Source organism: Trabulsiella odontotermitis (assembly GCF_001297775.1).
GTDB classification, from domain to species: Bacteria; Pseudomonadota; Gammaproteobacteria; order Enterobacterales; family Enterobacteriaceae; genus Trabulsiella; species Trabulsiella odontotermitis.
The window spans coordinates 96,897-117,063 of the sequence record NZ_LIFX01000006.1; the positions used below are offsets into that span (position 1 = coordinate 96,897).

18 protein-coding genes are annotated in these 20,167 nt (G+C 55.9%); 12 read left to right on the forward strand and 6 right to left on the reverse strand.

Going from position 1 to position 20,167, the window contains the following annotated elements:
- The first annotated feature begins 273 nt into the window (after positions 1-273).
- Positions 274-495 carry a cold shock-like protein CspD gene (cspD, locus tag AOY23_RS09420; RefSeq protein WP_038154727.1) on the forward strand — a complete coding sequence of 74 codons (222 nt, stop codon included), beginning with the start codon at positions 274-276 and terminating at the stop codon, positions 493-495.
- Between the two features lie 67 nt (positions 496-562).
- Here the strand turns inward: cspD and macB are convergent, their stop codons facing one another.
- The 3 genes from macB to AOY23_RS09435 form a co-directional block, all read right to left on the reverse strand.
- A complete protein-coding gene (gene macB, locus AOY23_RS09425; protein WP_054179158.1) occupies positions 563-2,506 on the reverse strand; it encodes a macrolide ABC transporter ATP-binding protein/permease MacB in 1,944 nt (647 codons plus the stop codon).
- Positions 2,503-3,618 (reverse strand): macrolide transporter subunit MacA, encoded by a 1,116-nt coding sequence (macA, locus tag AOY23_RS09430; protein WP_054179159.1) that lies wholly within the window; start codon positions 3,616-3,618, stop codon positions 2,503-2,505. Before macA ends, macB begins: the two co-directional genes overlap by 4 nt.
- Before the next feature lie 134 nt (positions 3,619-3,752).
- Positions 3,753-5,411, reverse strand: coding sequence for an ATP-dependent endonuclease (locus tag AOY23_RS09435; protein ID WP_054179160.1), 1,659 nt, complete (start codon positions 5,409-5,411; stop codon positions 3,753-3,755).
- A gap of 403 nt (positions 5,412-5,814) precedes the next feature.
- Between AOY23_RS09435 and aqpZ the strand changes: the two genes are divergently transcribed.
- From aqpZ to hcr, 4 genes are all read left to right on the forward strand, one after another.
- Positions 5,815-6,510 carry an aquaporin Z gene (aqpZ, locus tag AOY23_RS09440; RefSeq protein ID WP_054179161.1) on the forward strand — a complete coding sequence of 232 codons (696 nt, stop codon included), beginning with the start codon at positions 5,815-5,817 and terminating at the stop codon, positions 6,508-6,510.
- A gap of 128 nt (positions 6,511-6,638) precedes the next feature.
- Positions 6,639-7,538 carry a LysO family transporter gene (locus AOY23_RS09445; RefSeq protein WP_054179162.1) on the forward strand — a complete coding sequence of 300 codons (900 nt, stop codon included), beginning with the start codon at positions 6,639-6,641 and terminating at the stop codon, positions 7,536-7,538.
- Between the two features lie 145 nt (positions 7,539-7,683).
- The gene (hcp, locus tag AOY23_RS09450) at positions 7,684-9,336 is read left to right on the forward strand and encodes a hydroxylamine reductase (protein WP_054179163.1); all 1,653 of its coding nucleotides are present in this window, start codon (positions 7,684-7,686) and stop codon (positions 9,334-9,336) included.
- 10 nt (positions 9,337-9,346) lie between these two features.
- Positions 9,347-10,315, forward strand: coding sequence for an NADH oxidoreductase (hcr, locus tag AOY23_RS09455; RefSeq protein ID WP_054179164.1), 969 nt, complete (start codon positions 9,347-9,349; stop codon positions 10,313-10,315).
- A gap of 48 nt (positions 10,316-10,363) precedes the next feature.
- Here hcr and AOY23_RS09460 read toward each other — a convergent pair whose 3' ends face one another.
- Entirely contained in the window at positions 10,364-10,798 is a 435-nt protein-coding gene (locus AOY23_RS09460) for a DoxX family protein (protein WP_054179165.1), read from the reverse strand.
- 152 nt (positions 10,799-10,950) lie between these two features.
- Between AOY23_RS09460 and poxB the strand changes: the two genes are divergently transcribed.
- The 4 genes from poxB to AOY23_RS09480 all read left to right on the forward strand — a co-directional run bounded on the left by poxB (position 10,951) and on the right by AOY23_RS09480 (position 16,265).
- Complete coding sequence (gene poxB / locus AOY23_RS09465; RefSeq protein WP_054179166.1) at positions 10,951-12,669, forward strand: ubiquinone-dependent pyruvate dehydrogenase; 1,719 nt, start codon at positions 10,951-10,953, stop codon at positions 12,667-12,669.
- 38 nt (positions 12,670-12,707) lie between these two features.
- Positions 12,708-13,709: a low-specificity L-threonine aldolase gene (ltaE, locus tag AOY23_RS09470; RefSeq protein WP_054179167.1), complete on the forward strand. Its 1,002-nt coding sequence runs from the start codon at positions 12,708-12,710 to the stop codon at positions 13,707-13,709.
- Positions 13,710-13,721: 12 nt separating this feature from the next.
- The gene (locus tag AOY23_RS09475; RefSeq protein WP_054179168.1) at positions 13,722-15,164 is read left to right on the forward strand and encodes an SDR family oxidoreductase; all 1,443 of its coding nucleotides are present in this window, start codon (positions 13,722-13,724) and stop codon (positions 15,162-15,164) included.
- Between the two features lie 87 nt (positions 15,165-15,251).
- A complete protein-coding gene (locus tag AOY23_RS09480) occupies positions 15,252-16,265 on the forward strand; it encodes an NAD-dependent epimerase/dehydratase family protein (protein WP_054179351.1) in 1,014 nt (337 codons plus the stop codon).
- A 410-nt stretch (positions 16,266-16,675) separates the two neighbouring features.
- On the opposite strand, the gene AOY23_RS09485 is transcribed toward AOY23_RS09480, so the two are convergent.
- Together AOY23_RS09485 and AOY23_RS09490 are read right to left on the reverse strand one after the other, a co-directional pair.
- The gene (locus AOY23_RS09485) at positions 16,676-17,500 is read right to left on the reverse strand and encodes an N-acetylmuramoyl-L-alanine amidase (protein ID WP_054179169.1); all 825 of its coding nucleotides are present in this window, start codon (positions 17,498-17,500) and stop codon (positions 16,676-16,678) included.
- Positions 17,497-17,820, reverse strand: coding sequence for a heavy metal-binding domain-containing protein (locus tag AOY23_RS09490; protein ID WP_054179170.1), 324 nt, complete (start codon positions 17,818-17,820; stop codon positions 17,497-17,499). The genes AOY23_RS09485 and AOY23_RS09490 overlap by 4 nt, the downstream gene beginning before the upstream one ends.
- Positions 17,821-17,934: 114 nt before the next feature.
- On the opposite strand from AOY23_RS09490, the gene AOY23_RS09495 reads away from it, so the two are divergent.
- From AOY23_RS09495 to artI, 3 genes are all read left to right on the forward strand, one after another.
- Positions 17,935-18,450 (forward strand): lipoprotein, encoded by a 516-nt coding sequence (locus AOY23_RS09495; RefSeq protein WP_054179171.1) that lies wholly within the window; start codon positions 17,935-17,937, stop codon positions 18,448-18,450.
- A gap of 233 nt (positions 18,451-18,683) precedes the next feature.
- Positions 18,684-19,412 (forward strand): arginine ABC transporter ATP-binding protein ArtP, encoded by a 729-nt coding sequence (gene artP, locus AOY23_RS09500; protein WP_054179172.1) that lies wholly within the window; start codon positions 18,684-18,686, stop codon positions 19,410-19,412.
- 19 nt (positions 19,413-19,431) lie between these two features.
- Positions 19,432-20,163: an arginine ABC transporter substrate-binding protein ArtI gene (gene artI / locus AOY23_RS09505; protein WP_054179173.1), complete on the forward strand. Its 732-nt coding sequence runs from the start codon at positions 19,432-19,434 to the stop codon at positions 20,161-20,163.
- Positions 20,164-20,167 lie beyond the last annotated feature (4 nt).

Genomic DNA, 20,167 nt, shown 5'->3' on the forward strand with positions numbered 1-20,167 from the left:
CGCTGACAAGAGTCTACACACTATTGAATCTACACGAGATCGCAGATAACTATCATCTATTGTTGTCATCCGCGACAGCTGTCACATTCCCCGAAATAGCGTTAACTGCTTCAAATTTTGATTCATTTTCCGCCGTTTCGCGATGCCATCCCCTTGACGCGATACCCGCTTTATCTACATTCTACTCACGAGAGTTGGCGAGGATTTGAACAGTCCCCCACTCTACCACCGGTCATTCCATCTACTTATAAGATTTACGAAGGATGTCGAAGTATGGAAATGGGTACTGTTAAGTGGTTCAACAATGCCAAAGGGTTTGGTTTTATCTGTCCCGAGGGCGGCGGCGAAGACATATTCGCTCATTACTCAACCATTCAGATGGATGGTTACAGAACGCTAAAAGCCGGGCAATCTGTTCGGTTTGATGTCCACCAGGGCCCTAAAGGCAATCATGCCTCAGTGATTGTGCCCGTCGAAGCAGAAACGACCGCATAGCTCTTATGCATTATTGTGTACATCCCGCAGGCAAAATGCCAGTCCTTATGACTGGCATTTTTTTCGCTTATTCGCGTGCCAGCGCATCTACCGGGTCAAGTCTGGCCGCATTTCGCGCGGGCAACCAGCCAAACAGAACGCCGGTCAGCGTCGAGCAGAAAAATGCGGTCAGCAGCGCCAGCGGCGAGAAACCAATTTCCCAGCCAGGCAAAAAGAGCTGCAATACCACGGCAATCATCAGCGACAGCGTCACGCCCAGCGCGCCGCCCACGAGGCAAACCAGTACGGCCTCAATGAGAAACTGCTGCAGGACATCACTGGCCCGCGCGCCGACTGCCATGCGGATGCCAATTTCACGGGTACGTTCCGTCACTGACACCAGCATAATATTCATCACGCCAATCCCGCCAACCACCAGCGAAATCACCGCCACCAGCGTCAGGAACAACTGAAGAGTATGTGTGGTCCTTTCTGCCGTTTTCAAGACGCTGTCCATATTCCAGGTAAAGAAATCTTTCTTACCGTGGCGCAGCGTCAGTAACCGGGTCAGTTGCTGTTCCGCCAGCGCACTGTCGTAGCCCTCTTTAACCCTGACGGTAATCGAGTTGAGCCACGACTGCCCGACCACGCGCCCTGACATGGTGGTATACGGCAACCAGACGCGCAGCACTTTGCTGCTGCCGAACATCGACTGCTTTTCCTCTGCCACGCCAATCACCGTGGCTGGCGTATTGCCAACCAGAATCACTTCCCCGACGACGTTCGCTTTATTGGGAAACAGCTGGCGGCGGCTGTTACTGTCAAGCACCACCACCTGCGCGCGCCCGTTGAGCTGAATATCGTTAAAGGTATTCCCTTCGCTGAAGGTCATGCCGTAGACGTTAAAATACTGTCCGCCGACGCCTTCCGCGTTCGCCGCCACATCAATGTTGTTGGCGCGCAGACGCAGGCTTTTTGACACCGCCGGTGTCGCCGAACTGACCCACGACTGTTTCTGAATCGCCAGCAGATCGTCATATTTCAGCGACTGCTGATACTGCGGATCGTCGTCGCCAAAATCTTTGCCGGGATAGATATCGATGGTGTTGGTGCCAATCGCCCGAATGTCCGCCAGCACCATCTGTTTGGCGGCGTCGCCCACCACCACAATCGAGACCACCGAGGCAATGCCGATAATAATCCCCAGCATCGTCAGCAGCGTGCGCATTTTATTGGCCGCCAGCGCGCGCCAGGCCATCGACAGCGCTTCACGAAAGCCGCTGGTAAACTGCCGCCAACCAGAAGCGTTCACATGTCGCTCGCTGACCGCCCGCCCCTGCGCCACCGTTTTCGCCGGGGGATTAGTAATAATCTCCCCGTCGCGAATTTCAATAATGCGTTCCGCCTGCGCCGCCACCTGCGGATCATGCGTCACGATAATCACCGTGTGGCCCTGCTCTTTCAACTGATGCAGGATAGCCATCACTTCGTCGCCGGAATGCGTATCCAGCGCGCCGGTGGGTTCATCCGCCAGGATCACCTGTCCGCCATTCATCAGCGCTCGCGCGATACTCACGCGCTGCTGCTGGCCGCCGGAGAGCTTCGATGGCTGATAATCAACCCGGTCATCAAGCCCCAGACGCTTCAGCAGTTCCAGCGCTCGCTGGTGTCGTGCCTTGCGCGCTGTACCCGCATAGACCGCCGGGATCTCCACATTCTGCGCCGCCGTCAGGTGTGACAGCAGATGATAGCGCTGAAAGATGAAGCCAAAATGTTCACGCCGCAGCTTTGCCAGCGCGTCGCCATCGAGCGTAGCGACATCAGTACCGGCAACACGATACGTACCGCTGCTCGGCTTATCCAGGCAGCCGAGAATGTTCATCAGCGTCGATTTGCCCGAACCTGATGCCCCGACAATCGCCACCATTTCACCGGCTTCAATACTAAGAGTGATCCCTTTCAGTACATCAACACTGCCGTCGCCGGAAGGATAACTGCGCCGAATATTATTCAGCTCAAGCAGTGCCGTCATTTCGCGGCTCCGGGCTTGCCTTCGCCAGTGATGACTTCATCACCTTCTTCAAGCCCTTTGGTAATTTCCACTTCCGTATCGTTGCGCGCGCCGATACTGACTTCACGATCTTTGACCTCGCCGTTACGCAACAGCCGCACGTTATAGCGGTTGTCGCCAACTGCATCGCCCAGCGCCGAGAGCGGAATAGTCATCACATTTTTCACACCGCTGAGCTGGATATGCACCTGTGCGGTCATCTCCAGGCGCAGCACGCCCTGCGGGTTCGGCACTTCAAAACGGGCGTAATAGAAGATGGCGTCATTCACTTTTTCCGGCGTCGGCAGAATGTCTTTCAGCGTGCCTTCGTAGCGAGTCAGCGGGTCGCCAAGTACGGTAAACCAGGCCTTTTGTCCTGGTTTTAAGTGGATCACATCCGCTTCCGACACCTGCGCTTTCACCAGCATGGTGCTGAGATCCGCCAGAGTCAGAATATTCGGCGCCTGTTGCGCGGCGATGACGGTCTGCCCCTGCAGCGTCGTTATTTGCGTCACTTCACCCGCCATCGGGGCGACAATGCGGGTGTAATCCAGATTGGTTTTCGCCGTATCAAGGGTCGCCTGATTGCGTTTGATCTGCGCTTCGATAGTGCCAATTTGCGCCTGCTTAACCGCCAGATCAGTCGCCGCGGTATCCAGATCCTGTTGCGAGATCAGGTTGGTTTTCGCCAGTTTTTGCTGCCGCGCCAGTGTCACCTGCGCCAGTTTCTGCTCCGCCTGCGCCTGCCGTAGCTGCGCGCGAAGCTCCATCAACGTGGCGTCCACCTCTTTGATCTGGTTTTGCGCCTGTTCCGGGTCAATCACCCCCAGTAGCTGATCTTTTTTCACCTTATCGCCAATGCTGACCGACAGCGTTTTCAGCTGACCGCTGACCTGCGCGCCTACATCCACCTTGCGCAGCGCATCCAGTTTTCCCGTCGCCAGCACGCTTTGTTGCAAATCCCCCTTGCGGACAATCAGCGTCTGATACTGCGGAAGCGGGGCGTTCAGCGTCCGCCACAGCCAGATCCCGGCGATGACAACCAGCACGGCCAGCAGCAGATAAACCTTTTTGCTTTTTCCCTTCAAATTCATAAAAAGTCCAACGCTATGCTCAGGCATAAATATCAATAAAGGATGATTCTATCTAAACCTGACCGCAACGAAACCCTCTGTTTGCAGAAAAAACCGCTGCGCCTGTCTGGACGAGCGTGGCAGAGGCGTCAATGCTAATCCGCTCTCCCGCGCGCCAGCCAGAGCACGCGGGAGAACATTTTCCGCAGCAGCATCGGAACGGCATCGATCCCCCGACGCCCGGCTTCAATCGCCACTTCAATCGCCAGATCCGGTTTTGAGGAACGGTGAATCGCTTTGGTGATCACCCGCCGCAGGTTCATCGGCACGCCTTCCGGGATTTGCGCCACCCGGTGATAAACGCCCGCGAACCCCTGTTTGTACATGAAGTGTTCCATGTCCATCGCCGGTAGTACCGTCAGGTGATCACGCTCCAGCTCGCCGTCATTGTTGAGCAGGCTGCGCACCGTCGCGGCATATTTCTTACCGGCTTCGTCACCGTCCACCAGTACATGCCACTCAATGCCCATCCGGCGGGCGAATTTGATCAGCGGCTTCAGACCGGACTGGGCAAACTCAATCACTTTCACCCCTTCCGCATCAAAATGGTGACCGCACTGGCGCGCCATTTCGTTGATCATCCAGGTTTCGGTCTCGCCTTCCACCAGCAACCAGCAGCGCGAAAAGAGCGAAGAAGCGCGATTAAAACGGATATGAAACGCGATGCGGCGACCGTCTTCGGCATTCATTCCGCCCGGGCCGAGCCGCCATGCCGCCACGCGTGACGACTCACGTACCAGCCGACACACCTGCTCGACCGGCGTCATGGACAGCAGTTCGCTGGAGTTGGTGGTGGTCACCTGTTGCAGCGGCAGCAGATTAAGCAAATTCCAGGCGACGGAAAGCATGATCGGATGCAGGCGGGTTTCCGGATCTTCCACCAGCAACAGAGGCCGCGCGTCGCGATCCAGCCTGACCGTGCCTTTAGCCTGCAACAGGGTGGAAAATAATCCCAGCAGGATCACCCGATGGCTGCGACCGCCGGGCTTATCGATCATGCGGTTAATAATATCGAGATAACGCCAGCTGCGCTGTTCATCCGTCGAACGTCGGCGTAACAAACGGTGGCGCGATTCGGCGGTTCCCTGCTCGGAAAAATAGTGTTCCAGCAGTTGTACCATGGCGGAAAGCCCATGGCGGATTTGGGCGTCGGTGAGGTTTTGCGGGCTGCGCACCAGTTCGCGTGAGAGAAAATCAAGCTGACGGGCGGTGACTTCAACGTCTGGCAGATGAGGCACCGTTCCGTTGCTGATACGGCGCATAAAGCGCGCATCACGCAGGCGCAACACCGGTTTCAGGCGGATCAGGTGATGCGCCAGGTCGTCAATGTCGTCCAGCTCCAGCGCTTCACCGTCACCATCGAGGAAACTGCGCAACGTCATCACGCTGTTGTCTTCCGCCAGTTCCCCTTCGAGACGATAAAAGACGCGCTGGTAGCCGTCATCGCAGGGCACCCACACCGGAGAAAGCGGACGATAACGGCGCACCCGATGGCGGCCCGGTTCAAGCTCGCGGAAGGTCAGAATGATGTGCAGATGATGCTCGCGCCCCTGCACATCGCCAGTAGGAAACCAGAAATCATCGCGGACGAAATGATAGAGCGGAGGTTCAGGAGACAAGAGTAACGTTAATGCATCCAGCAGGCTGGATTTACCCCAGGCGTTTTCACCAATCAACACATTGTTATGTTCCAGCATCAGCGATAAACGCCTGATACCGCGAAAACCCACGATCTCCACCCGTTCAAGAAGCATAACCCCTCCCCTCAGTCGCCAGATTCTCCTTTTGCTATCAGCAGTATAGCGGCAGAGTCTGGCGCTGAACACCGGTCGAATCGTATCTGTTATGCATGTATTTTTTTCCGGATGAAACATGAAAATACATGAATAGAATATGAATCAGGAACTGTAATTATATTTTATGCTGAACATTTACTTTCAGTTGAAGCATTCTACACTTACATTACCTCAGGATTTTCTAAGGAATGACACCGTATTGCCTTAAATCAAACTAATAAGACTTATTTAACTGGCAAAGGGATGGTTTTCATTTTTAGAATACGTAGTCTTTATTTTCATCGCATCCCTTTGTCGCGGTAAATAAATGACCAGTGCGGTTTATTCGCGCACTGAAACACTATTATCCATTGAGGTGGCTATGTTCAGAAAATTAGCAGCGGAATGCTTTGGTACATTCTGGCTGGTGTTCGGTGGTTGCGGTAGTGCGGTACTGGCTGCAGCATTCCCTGAATTAGGAATTGGTTTTGCGGGTGTTGCGCTGGCGTTTGGTTTAACGGTACTGACCATGGCCTACGCTGTGGGTCATATCTCTGGTGGTCATTTTAACCCTGCGGTGACGTTAGGCCTGTGGGCTGGCGGTCGTTTCCCGGCAAAAGAGGTGATTGGTTATATTGTCGCCCAGGTGGTTGGCGGTATTATCGCCGCGGCTATTTTGTATCTCATTGCCAGCGGTAAAGCCGGTTTTGATGCTGCGGCCAGCGGCTTTGCTTCTAACGGCTATGGCGAACACTCACCGGGCGGCTTCTCCATGCTGTCTGCCATTGTGATTGAGATTGTCCTGACCTGTGGTTTCCTGCTGGTGATCCACGGGGCGACGGATAAACATGCTCCAGCTGGCTTTGCGCCCATCGCCATCGGCCTGGCGCTGACGCTGATCCACCTGATCAGCATTCCGGTCACCAATACCTCGGTTAACCCGGCGCGCAGCACCGCCGTCGCCATCTTCCAGGGCGGCTGGGCACTGCAGCAACTGTGGTTATTCTGGGTGATGCCGATCGTTGGCGGCATCCTCGGCGGCGTGCTCTATCGCACCCTGCTTGAAAAACGCGATTAAGCGAATGTCATACGCCCGGCGGCACACCATCGTGCCGCCGGGCGTTTTTTTATTCCCCATCTATTTACTGAGTCCCGGGAATTCGGTAGTGTCTGGTGCGCTATTTTTATTCAAAGGATTGGCTGTTCATGTTCTCAGGCTTGCTGATTATCCTCCTGCCGCTGATCGCAGGTTACCTTATTCCCCTGCGCCACAGCGCAACGCTGAAACTGATAAATCGTCTGTTAAGCTGGATTGTTTATGTCATTCTCTTTTTTATGGGGATCAGCCTGGCGTTTCTTGATAACCTGGCGAGCAATCTGTTGTCGATTCTTCACTATTCTGCCGTCAGTATCGTTATTATTTTGCTGTGTAATATTGTGGCGCTGTTGTGGCTCGAAAGAGTCCTGCCCTGGCGTCATCAGCACCAGCAGGAGAAATTACCTTCGCGAATTGCGATGGCGCTGGAATCATTAAAACTTTGCGGCGTTGTGGTGCTCGGTTTTTTACTTGGACTGACCGGACTTGCTTTTCTTCAGCATGCCACCGAAGCCAGCGAATATACGCTTATCTTTTTGTTATTCCTCGTCGGCATACAATTAAGAAATAACGGCATGACATTAAGACAAATCATCCTGAATCGACGCGGAATGATTGTCGCGGCCATCGTGGTTATCAGTTCACTGGCTGGCGGCGCGATTAATGCCTTTATTCTCGACCTGCCGTTAAAAACCGGTCTGGCGATGGCATCCGGGTTTGGCTGGTATTCTCTGTCGGGTATTTTACTGACCGAAGCCTATGGTCCGGTCATTGGCAGCGCCACCTTCTTTAACGATCTGGCGCGTGAGCTTATTGCCATTATGCTGATTCCGGGGCTGGTGCACCGCAGCCGTTCCACCGCGCTGGGCCTGTCTGGCGCGACGTCAATGGACTTTACCCTGCCGGTGCTGCAACGCTCCGGAGGAATTGAAATTGTCCCCGCCGCCATTGTGCATGGTTTTATTTTGAGCCTGATGGTGCCGCTGTTAATGGCCTTCTTCACTGTGTAAATACCTTCCTGGCGGTAATGCCATTACCGCCAAAATTGCGCTAAATCAATCTCTGTGTAAGTTGCATTAAAAATACCTTTTCAGCCGCATAGTCGGGGCTTACCCTAAAACATGTATCTAAAATATAACTTTAAAAGGTGTGACTATGTTTTGTGTGCAATGTGAACAAACCATCCGTACCCCGGCAGGAAACGGCTGTTCTTACGCGCAGGGTATGTGCGGTAAAACCGCGGAAACCTCCGATCTGCAGGATCTGCTGATCGCCACGTTACAGGGCTTGTCGGCATGGGCTGTAAAAGCACGTGAATACGGCATTATCGACCACGACGTTGATAACTTTGCCCCTCGCGCCTTCTTCTCCACTCTGACCAACGTTAACTTTGATTCTCCCCGCATCATCGCCTATGCGCGCGAAGCCATCGCGAAACGCGAAATGCTGAAAGCGCAGTGCCTGCATAACGATCCTGCGGCGGCTGTTGATAACCCGATGGCCGGTCTGCAACTGGTCAGCGACGACCTCGGCGAATTACAACGCCAGGCCGCTGAATTTACCCCGAATAAAGACAAGGCAGCGATTGGCGAGAATATTCTCGGTCTGCGTCTGCTGTGCCTGTATGGTCTGAAAGGCGCCGCGGCGTACATGGAGCATGCGCATGTGCTGGGTCAGTACGACAACAGCCTTTACGCGCAATACCACAAAATCATGGCGTGGCTGGGCACCTGGCCGACAGACATGAACGCGCTGCTGGAATGCTCAATGGAAATCGGCCAGATGAACTTCAAGGTAATGAGCATCCTCGACGCCGGTGAAACTGACACCTACGGCCACCCGACCCCGACTCAGGTCAACGTGAAAGCCGTTGCCGGGAAATGCATTCTGATTTCCGGTCATGACCTGAAAGATCTCTACAACCTGCTGCAACAAACCGAAGGCACCGGCGTTAACGTCTATACCCACGGTGAAATGCTGCCAGCGCACGGTTACCCTGAGCTGCGTAAATTCAAACACCTCGTCGGCAACTACGGCAGTGGCTGGCAGAATCAGCAGGTGGAATTCGCCCGCTTCCCTGGCCCCATCGTCATGACCTCCAACTGCATTATCGATCCGACCGTTGGCGCGTATGATGATCGCATCTGGACCCGCAGCATCGTCGGCTGGCCGGGTGTTAGCCACCTCGAAAGCGATGACTTCTCGCCGATTATTAAACAAGCGCAGCAGATGGCGGGCTTCCCGTACAGCGAAATTGAACATCTGATCACCGTCGGTTTTGGCCGTCAGACGCTGCTCGGCGCGGCAGACACCCTCATCGACCTGGTCAGCCGTGAAAAACTACGCCATATCTTCCTCGTGGGCGGCTGTGACGGCGCGCGCGATGAACGCAGCTACTTCACCGATTTCGCCACCAGCGTCCCGGACGACTGCCTGATCATGACCCTGGCGTGCGGCAAATACCGTTTCAACAAGCTGGACTTCGGCGACATCGAAGGTCTGCCGCGTCTGGTGGATGCCGGTCAGTGTAACGACGCCTATTCCGCGATCATTCTGGCGGTGACCCTCGCAGAAAAACTGGGTTGTGGTGTGAACGATCTGCCGCTGTCACTGGTGCTTTCCTGGTTCGAACAGAAAGCGATTGTCATTCTGCTGACCCTGCTGTCGCTGGGCGTGAAAAACATCGTTACCGGCCCGACCGCGCCTGGCTTCCTGACGCCGGATCTGCTGGCCGTTCTGAACGAAAAATTTGGTCTGCGTTCAGTCACCACGGTTGAACAGGATATGCAGCAGTTGCTGTGCGCGTAAGGAGGAAAGCATGACGATGCCAACATCACAGTGTCCGTGGCGGATGCAGGTTCATCACATCACTCAGGAAACGCCGGATGTCTGGACGCTGTCGCTGCTGTGTCACGACCATTATCCGTACCGTGCCGGGCAGTATGCGCTGGTGAGTATCCGTAACTCGGCAGAAACCCTGCGCGCTTACACTCTCTCTTCAACGCCGGGGGTCAGTGAATACATCACGCTGACGGTCCGTCGCATTGATGATGGCGTGGGTTCGCAATGGCTGACAAACGACGTGAAACGCGGCGACTACCTCTGGCTTTCCGGCGCTCAGGGTGAATTTACCTGTGATGACAAAGCGACTGACCGTTTCCTGCTGCTGGCGGGTGGTTGCGGCGTGACGCCGGTGATGTCGATGCGTCGCTGGCTGGCGAAAAATCGTCCACAGGCCGATGTGCAGGTGATCTTTAACGTCCGTTCACCGCAGGATGTTATTTTCGCCGACGAGTGGCGCCAGTATCCCGTCACGCTGGTGGCGGAAAACAACGCCACGGACGGTTTCGTTGCCGGTCGTCTCACCCGTGAACTGCTGGAAAGCGTGCCGGATCTCGCCTCCCGTACCGTGATGACCTGTGGTCCGGCGCCGTACATGGCGATGGTTGAAGAAGAAGTCAACGCGCTGGGCGTGACGCAGTTTTATAAAGAGCAATTCTTTACGCCGGTCGCGGAAGCGGCCACCAGCGGGCTGAAATTCACCAAACTGCAACCGGCGAAAACGTTTTTTGGCCGTGTCGGCACCACGTTGCTGGAAGCGCTGGAAAGCAACAAAGTACCGGTCAATGCGGCCTGTCGCGCCGGGGTATGCGGAAGTTGCAAAACGAAAGTGGTTTCAGGAGAGTATACCGTCAGCAGTACCATGACCCTGACGGAGCAGGAAGTCGCCAGCGGCTACGTGCTGGCCTGCTCCTGCCATCCGCAGGGTGATCTCGTCCTCGCGTAGTCTGTAAAGCCCGGTGGCGCCACAGCGCTTACCGGGCTTACAAAACCACTATTTCCATGCGGGATCTTTCACTACCGCGTATCGCCCTGCCCCTAAAAATGCCACTGCCAGTGCGCTGATGAAGAAGTAGATCAGGCTCTCAATCGCCCACGCCCCGACCTTATCCAGCGCGAAGGTTTCACTCATTCCAACCATCAGCCATGCCACGATCATCGTAAACGCCAGCACCAGCGCCGCCGGACGTGTCAGCACGCCGAGAATAATCAGTACCGGCGCGACCACTTCGCCAATCAGGACGCCATACGCGATAAAGCCCGGTAATCCTTTGGCCACCAGCATGCCGCTGATGCCATCAATCCCCCCAAATAACTTATGTAAACCGTGAAACAGCATCAGCCCACCCACGGCAAGTCGTAACAAAAGTTTGCCAAGATCGTCGCATGAGAGCTTTTTGTTAACCGCAAGTAATAATGATTCAGCCATTTGAAATGATTCCTGTTTTCGTTTGAGGTATCACCAGATTATGCCGAATAATTGCGCATGAAAAGCACCTTTTAATGGCAGGGATTTAGCGGGCAAAACAGTGACTATCTTCTAAGCTTGTAAGCGTTATCACAAAACGGAGATGGACAACCATGAAACAAACCGTGGCGGCTTATATTGCAAAAACCCTCGAACAGGCGGGCGTTAAACGGATCTGGGGAGTCACCGGAGACTCGTTGAACGGTCTGAGCGACAGCCTGAACCGGATGGGCACCATTGACTGGATGTCAACACGCCATGAAGAGGTGGCGGCCTTTGCCGCAGGCGCAGAGGCACAATTAACCGGGGAACTGGCGGTGTGCGCAGGCTCCTGCGGGCCGGGCAACCTGCATCTGATCAACGGGCTGTTCGACTGTCACCGTAACCACGTTCCGGTGCTGGCGATTGCCGCGCATATTCCCTCCAGTGAAATCGGTAGCGGTTATTTTCAGGAGACGCATCCGCAGGAGTTGTTCCGCGAATGCAGTCACTACTGCGAGCTGGTGTCAAACCCGGAACAGATCCCTCAGGTGCTGGCAGTCGCAATGCGCCAGGCGGTGCTGAAACGCGGCGTGTCGGTGGTGGTGTTACCCGGTGATGTCGCGCTGAAACCGGCACCGGAAACCGCCAGTTCTCACTGGTATCACGCACCGCAACCTGTCATCACACCAGCCGAAGAAGAGCTGAGAAAACTGGCGCAGTTGTTGCGCTATTCGAGCAATATCGCCCTGATGTGCGGCAGCGGCTGTGCGGGGGCACATAAAGAACTGGTCGAGTTTGCCGCGAAACTAAAAGCGCCGATCGTCCACGCCCTGCGCGGTAAAGAGCACGTCGAGTACGACAACCCGTATGACGTCGGCATGACCGGGCTGATTGGCTTCTCCTCCGGTTTCCACACCATGATGAACGCCGACACGCTGGTGTTGCTCGGCACCCAGTTCCCGTACCGTGCTTTCTACCCGACCGATGCCAAAATTATTCAGATCGATATCAACCCCGCCGGTATTGGCGCGCACAGCAAAGTCGATATGGCGCTGGTGGGCGATATCAAATCCACACTCACTGCGCTGTTGCCGTTTGTGGAAGAAAAAACCGACCACAAATTCCTTGATAAAGCGCTGGAGCATTACCGCGACGCGCGCAAAGGGCTGGATGACCTGGCAAAACCGAGCGACAAAGCGATTCATCCGCAGTACCTGGCGCAGCAAATCAGCCAGCTCGCCGATGACGACGCTATCTTCACCTGCGACGTTGGTACGCCTACCGTCTGGGCGGCACGCTATCTGAAGATGAACGGCAAGCGTCGCCTGATTGGTTCGTTTAACCACGGCTCGATGGCTAACGCGATGCCACAGGCGCTGGGCGCCAAAGCCACCGATCCCAGCCGTCAGGTAGTGGCGATGTGCGGCGACGGTGGATTCAGTATGCTGATGGGGGATTTCCTGTCGGTGGTGCAAATGAAACTGCCGGTGAAAATCATCGTCTTCAATAACAGCGTGCTCGGCTTTGTGGCGATGGAAATGAAAGCGGGCGGCTATCTGACTGATGGTACCGAACTGCACGACACTAACTTTGCCCGCATCGCCGAAGCCTGTGGCATTACCGGTATTCGGGTGGAGAAAGCCGCGGACGTCAATGACGCGCTCCAGCGCGCCTTCAACACCGATGGCCCGGTGCTGGTGGATGTCGTCGTCGCGAAAGAAGAGCTGGCGATCCCGCCGCAAATCAAACTCGAACAGGCCAAAGGATTCAGCCTGTATATGTTACGCGCCATCATCAGCGGACGCGGTGATGAAGTGATCGAACTGGCGAAAACCAACTGGCTCAGGTAAAAATGGTGGCATTACCCTGTGTCTGATAAGGAAATGCCGTGATCGATCTACGTAGTGATACCGTCACCCGTCCGGGACGCGCCATGCTGGAAGCTATGATGGCCGCTCCGGTCGGGGATGACGTTTATGGCGACGACCCTACCGTCAACGAACTGCAGCGCTACGCCGCCGAACTCGGCGGAAAAGAGGCGGCGCTGTTTCTCCCCACCGGCACCCAGGCGAATCTCGTGGCGCTCCTGAGCCATTGCGAACGCGGCGAAGAGTATATCGTCGGCCAGGTGGCACATAACTATCTCTATGAAGCGGGCGGTGCTGCCGTGCTGGGCAGCATTCAGCCGCAGCCGATTGACGCCGCGCCGGACGGCACCCTGCCGCTCGACAAAGTGGCGGCCAAAATCAAAGCCGATGATATTCACTTTGCCCGCACGCGCCTGCTGAGTCTGGAAAACACCCACAACGGCAAAGTGCTGCCGCGTGAATACCTGAAACAGGCGTGGGAATTTACCCGCGAGCGCGGTCTTTCCCTGCACGTCGACGGCGCGCGGATCTTTAACGCCGTGGTGGATTACGGCTGCGAGTTGAGCGAGGTGACGCAATACTGCGACTCCTTCACCATCTGTCTGTCGAAAGGGCTGGGCACGCCGGTCGGTTCACTGCTGGTCGGCAGCGCGGACTACATCAAACGGGCGACTCGCTGGCGTAAAATGGCTGGCGGCGGCATGCGTCAGGCCGGGATCCTGGCGGCAGCCGGGCTGTATGCACTGAAAAACAACGTGCAGCGATTGCAGCAGGATCACGACAACGCCGCCTGGATGGCCACGCAGTTGCGTGAAATGGGTGTCGACGTCATGCGCCACGATACTAACATGCTGTTTGTACGTGTCGGTGACGCACACGCTGCCGCGCTGGGCGAATTTATGCGCGAGCGTGGCGTGCTGATCAACGCGGCTCCCGCGCTACGCCTGGTCACGCATCTCGACGTCAACCGCGAACAGCTGGCGCAGGTTATCAGCCACTGGCAGGCATATTTACAGCGTTAAGGAGTGGCGTACGTGTCGCAACCCATTCTGGTGCTCGGCGCCAGTGGCTATATCGGCCAACATCTGATGACTGAGCTTAGCCAGCGCGGGTATACCGTGCGGGCGGCGGCACGTCGTATCGAACGGCTGGAAAAACGGCAGTTGCCCGGCGTCAGTTGTCATCAGGTCGATCTCAACTGGCCGCAAAACCTGCCTGAGCTGCTAAACGGCGTGGAGACGCTTTATTACCTGGTGCACGGCATGGGCGAAGGCGGCGATTTTGTCGCCCATGAACGGCAGGTGGCGCTGAACGTCCGCGATGCGCTGCGTGACACGCCGGTGAAGCAAATTATCTTTCTCAGCTCGCTGCAGGCGCCGGAAAATCAGCAGTCGGAACACCTGCGCGCCCGGCAAATCACCGCTGACGTGCTGCGCGATGCGGGCTGTCCGGTAACTGAACTGCGCGCCGGGATCATCGTCGGTGCAGGTTCCGCGGCCTTCGAAGTGATGCGCGATATGGTGTACAACCTGCCGGTGCTGACGCCGCCGCGCTGGGTACGCTCGCGAACCACGCCAATCGCGCTGGAAAACCTGCTGTTTTATCTGGTGGAACTGTTAAACCACCCCGCCCCGGAGCACCGCGTTTTTGAAGCCGCCGGGCCGGACGTGCTGAGCTATCAGCAGCAATTTGAGCATTTCATGCAGGTCAGCGGCCGCCACCGGTTGCTGATCCCCATTCCCTTCCCCACCAGCTGGGTGTCGGTGTGGTTCCTCAATGTGATCACCTCAGTGCCACCGACCACCGCTAAAGCGCTGATCCAGGGGCTGAAGCATGATCTGTTAGCCGATGACGCCGCCCTGCGCGCCCTCATTCCCCAGCCACTGATCCGTTTTGACGACGCGGTGCGCCGCACACTGAAGGAAGAAGAAAAGCTGGTGAACTCCAGCGACTGGGGTTACGACCCGCAGGCATTTGCCCGCTGGCGCCCGGAGTATGGTTATTACGCCAAACAGGCAGGCTGCACCGTGCAGACCTCCGCCAGCCTCAGCGCGTTGTGGGAGGTGATCAACCGTATCGGCGGCAAAGAGGGTTACTTCTTCGGCAATATTCTGTGGAAAATCCGTGCCAGTCTGGATCTGCTGGTCGGCCATAAACTGGCGAAAGGCCGCCCTTCTCATCCGTATCTGCAAACCGGCGACGCCGTGGACAGCTGGAAAGTGATTATTGTCGAGCCGGAGAAGCAACTGACCCTGCTGTTCGGCATGAAAGCGCCGGGGCTCGGCCGCCTCAGTTTTACCCTTTGCGATAAAGGCACGCACCGTGAACTGGACGTGCGCGCCTGGTGGCATCCGCATGGCATGCCGGGGCTGTTTTACTGGCTGCTGATGATCCCCGCACATCTGTTCATTTTCAGAGGCATGGCGCGGACAATTGCGCGATCTGCAGAACAAATCACACTCAAAGTCTTAAAATAGCAGCAGTTCTTTCATGTTTCCCATTGCATACTGCGGGAATTCACGGAAAAATGCGCACGAAATTCTTTTTTTATCATGTGGACGGATATGAAGGTTCTGGTCACCGGCGCCACCAGCGGTTTGGGCCGCAACGCGGTGGAATACCTGCGCAACAAAGGCATTAGCGTACGTGCGACGGGTCGCAATGAAGCGATGGGCACGCTGCTGATGAAAATGGGTGCGGAGTTTGTCCATGCCGATCTTACCGAACTGGTCTCCTCTCAGGCCAAAGCGATGCTGGCGGGCGTCGATACGCTATGGCATTGCTCCAGCTTCACCTCTCCGTGGGGCACGCAGCAGGCGTTTGATCTCGCTAACGTACGCGCGACCCGCCGTCTGGGCGAATGGGCTGTGGCGTGGGGTGTGCGTAATTTTATTCATATCTCCTCCCCGTCACTCTATTTCGATTATCACCACCACCGGGATATTCAGGAAGAGTTTCGCCCTCACCGCTTTGCCAATGAGTTTGCCCGCAGTAAGGCCGCTGGCGAAGAGGTCATCCAGATGCTGGCGCAGGCCAACCCTAATACCCGCTTTACGATTTTACGCCCGCAAAGCCTGTTCGGACCGCACGACAAAGTGTTTATTCCCCGTCTGGCGCAGATGATGCACCACTACGGCAGCGTGTTGTTGCCACGTGGCGGCGAAGCGCTGGTAGACATGACCTATTACGAAAACGCCGTTCATGCGATGTGGCTGGCGAGCCAGCCGCTGTGTGACGCGCTGCCTTCCGGGCGGGCGTACAACATCACCAACGGCGAACACCGTACGCTGCGCAGCATTGTGCAAAAGCTCATCGACGAGCTGGACATCAAATGCCGCATCCGCTCAGTGCCCTACCCGATGCTGGACATGATCGCCCGCAGCATGGAGCACTTCGGCAATAAATCCGCCAAAGAACCGGCCCTGACGCACTACGGCGTCTCCAAGCTGAATTTTGATTTCACCCTCGACACCACCCGCGCACAAGACGAGCTGGGTTATCAGCCGGTGATCTCCGTGGATGAAGGCATTGTGCGCACCGCCGCCTGGCTGCGCGACCACGGGAAGCTACACCGCTAGCGCCCGGCGGCACTCCGTTTGCACGGGCCTGGGCGTTACGCCTGACAAAATCTCGGGGCTTTTAATAAAAGCTTTTCGGTGTTCTGCATGGCTGCACAATTGCCGATGTGCGGATGGTCCGGCTGAAAATTGCCGACGCGTTTCCGTAAGGCCGGGGAAGCCCACAGGGATGTGGGCTTAGGGCGCGCTTTACAGGGATGTTACCTCGCGCCCGACCCGATAGCCTGGAGGAATAAGCGGAGGGTACCGCGAAGCGGCAATTTTCCTGCCGGGAGCCGGGATTGTTAAGGGCGTGGCGGAGAACGCCCTTAACACGTTCACGGGCGCAGACCTGCCAGAGGAATGGTGAACTTGAGGTGAACGGAACCCTGTGCTCAGCGTCACATATGCCGTTAAGCTTCGCGAAAATCTCACCCCTGCCCGTATTTCTCTAACAACGCGTCGGCGATTGCCTGCGTTTCGGCGTCCGCCACGCCGTCCCAGCGAGCCGGGCGGAAGTGCATCTGGAACGCCATAATCACCCGCTTCTGCTGTGCGTCGGTCATGTCCGGCGTCACCTCATACCCGTACCGGGAAAGCAGATCGAGCAGCGAGGCCGTCTCCACCAGCTCATACGGCGAACGACCGTTGAGATAAAACGCCACGCGGGCAGCATCCGGCCAGGCGCCGATGCCCTGTTGCGCCAGTTGCTGCCAGGGGAACAGCGGCCCGGGATCGTCCTTGCGCTGCGGTGCCACGTCGGCGTGCGCCACCACATTCTGCGGCGCGATGTCATAGCGGGCGATAATATCCTTCGCCAGCGGGATCAGCGCGCTGATTTGCCCCGGCGCAAACGGCGTGAAATGTTTTATTCCGCCCGTTTTCTGCCAGCCACGGTTTTCCAGCTCAATGCCAATGGATGTGTCGTTAATGCGCGTGGCGCCGCGCCAGAAACTGATCCCCGCATGCCAGGCCAGTTTGTCTTCCGGCACCAGTTGCCAGATACGCGGTTTACCACGATGCACGGGCGGGTCTTGCGGGATCAGATAATGGGCGCTGACATGTTTATCCGTCAGCGTCGCCAGCGAGACGTCAAAATCGTCGGCGGTGTAATGGATCACCAGCACTTTGATGCGCGGCAGCGCGACCTGCGCAGGATGACGGGTATCCAGTTGATACCCGTCTTTGTCGACAATACCCTGCTCACCGGCACAACCCGCGAGCAGCACAGCCAGCAGCAGTAAAAGACGTTTCATCGGCGGGTTTTGACCGCCGTCCCGCTGACGCTTACCATCAGCATGCTGCCATTCTGGCCCACCGTTTCGTAGTCGATATCAATACCGACGATCGCATCTGCGCCCATCGATTTTGCCTGATCGCCCATCTCTGCAAAGGCGATTTCCCGCGCCTTGCGCAGTTCTTTTTCGTACGAGCCGGAGCGTCCGCCGACAATGTCGCGAATGCCCGCAAAGAAGTCGCGGAAGATGTTGGCGCCAAGAATGGCCTCACCGGTGACCACGCCGCAGTATTCCACGATGGTTTGCCCTTCCAGGGTTGGGGTCGTTGAGAATTGCATTTCCAGGCTCCTTTGTTTAGGTTCAATGCGTTAGCTCAGATACGCAAACGCATTATCGGATCGATACGCTATGCTTGAAAGAGCATTTACACATTAGTTTATAAGGAAATCCTGATGCGCTATACAAAACTCGCTCTTCTGGTTCCCGGCGCACTGTTACTCAGCGCCTGCACTACTGTCACACCAGCATTTAAGGATATTGGCACCCGCAGCGGCCCGTGTGTTGATGGCGGACCGGACGCGGTGGCTCAACAATTTTACGATTATCGTATTCAGCACAAGAATAACGACCTGACAGGTCTGCGCCCGTACCTCAGCGACAATCTGGCAAAACTGCTGGACGATGCCAGCCGTAACCCTGACGATCGCGCCATCATGCAGTCCGATCCTTTCTCCAGCCGCACCACGTTGCCGGACAGCGCCGATGTGGCCAGCGCCTCCACCATTCCGAATACCGATGCACGGAACATTCCGCTGCGTGTGGAGCTGAAACAGGGTACACAACGCTGGCAGGATGAGGTGCTGATGATCCGCGAAGGTCAGTGCTGGGCGGTGGATGATGTGCGTTATCTTGGCGCCAATGCCCATGCGCCAGCCGGTACGCTGCGGCAGGTGCTGGAAAAACGGTAATTATGCCCGCCGCCACCGTTCATTAAATGATAAACCCGATAAAATGTCTGGCATTCCGTGATGAATGCCGACATTTCTGCCTTCCGCCCTTCTCAATCGCTATTTTGTGCTAAGTTTAGTAAGTAATGTGGTTTATATTTAAGTTTTAACGCATAAATATTGCATAACTATTCTGTCAACGTTACTATTTCCGGCCTCAATGTCTGCCCTTTCTGTAAGCATGAAGAGTATCGATGAGTATTAAATTAGACGGCATTAATTGCTTCTATGGCGCGCATCAGGCGCTTTTTGACATTACGCTGGAGTGTCAACAGGGTGAAACTCTGGTACTGCTTGGCCCAAGCGGTGCAGGCAAGAGCTCTTTGCTACGCGTACTTAACCTTCTGGAGATGCCGCGTTCCGGTAAGCTCTCCATCGAAGGCAACCAATTCGATTTTGCTAAAACCCCGTCCGACAAGGCTATCCGCGAGCTGCGGCAGAACGTCGGCATGGTGTTTCAGCAATATAACCTGTGGCCCCATCTGACCGTGCTGCAAAACCTGATTGAAGCGCCCTGCCGCGTGCTGGGGCTGAGTAAAGATCAGGCGCGTGAGCGGGCGGATAAGCTGCTGGAACGTCTGCGTCTCACACCTTTCATCGATCGTTATCCGCTTCATCTTTCCGGCGGGCAACAACAGCGCGTGGCGATTGCCCGCGCACTGATGATGGAGCCGCAGGTGCTGCTGTTTGACGAACCGACGGCAGCGCTCGATCCGGAAATTACCGCGCAAATCGTCAGTATCATCCGCGAGCTGGCACAAACTAAAATTACTCAGGTGATCGTCACCCATGAAGTGGAAGTGGCGCGTAAAACCGCCAGCAGGGTGGTCTATATGGAAAACGGTCATATCATCGAGCAAGGGGACGCGAGCTGTTTCGCTGAACCGAAGACCGATGCTTTTAAAAACTACCTTTCTCACTAAAGTTTTCGGGACAATGACAATGAAAAAAGTACTGATTGCCGCGCTGCTTGCCAGCGTCAGCCTGTCTGCAACAGCTGCTCAGACGATTCGTTTCGCGACGGAAGCCTCTTACCCTCCGTTTGAATCTATTGATGCAAGCAATAAGATTGTCGGTTTTGACGTGGATCTGGCGAATGCGCTGTGTAAAGAGATCGACGCCTCCTGTACCTTTACCAACCAGGCGTTCGACAGCCTGATCCCGAGCCTGAAATTCCGCCGCATCGACGCGGTAATGGCCGGTATGGACATCACGCCGGAACGTGAAAAGCAGGTGCTGTTCACCACGCCGTACTATGACAACTCCGCGCTGTTTATTGGTCAGCAGGGTAAATTCACCAGTATCGATCAGCTGAAAGGCAAGAAAGTGGGCGTGCAGAATGGCACCACGCACCAGAAATTCATCATGGATAAACATCCGGAAATCACCACCGTGCCTTACGACAGCTACCAGAATGCGAAACTGGATCTGCAAAACGGTCGTATTGATGCGGTATTCGGCGATACCGCGGTGGTAACCGAGTGGCTGAAGGCCAACCCGAAACTGGCCGCGGTGGGCGACAAAGTGACGGATAAAGACTACTTCGGCACCGGCCTCGGCATCGCTGTGCGTCAGGGCAATACCGACCTGCAGCAGAAATTTAACGCTGCGCTGGAAAAAGTGAAAAAAGATGGGACTTACGAAACCATCTACAACAAATGGTTTCAGAAGTAATTCC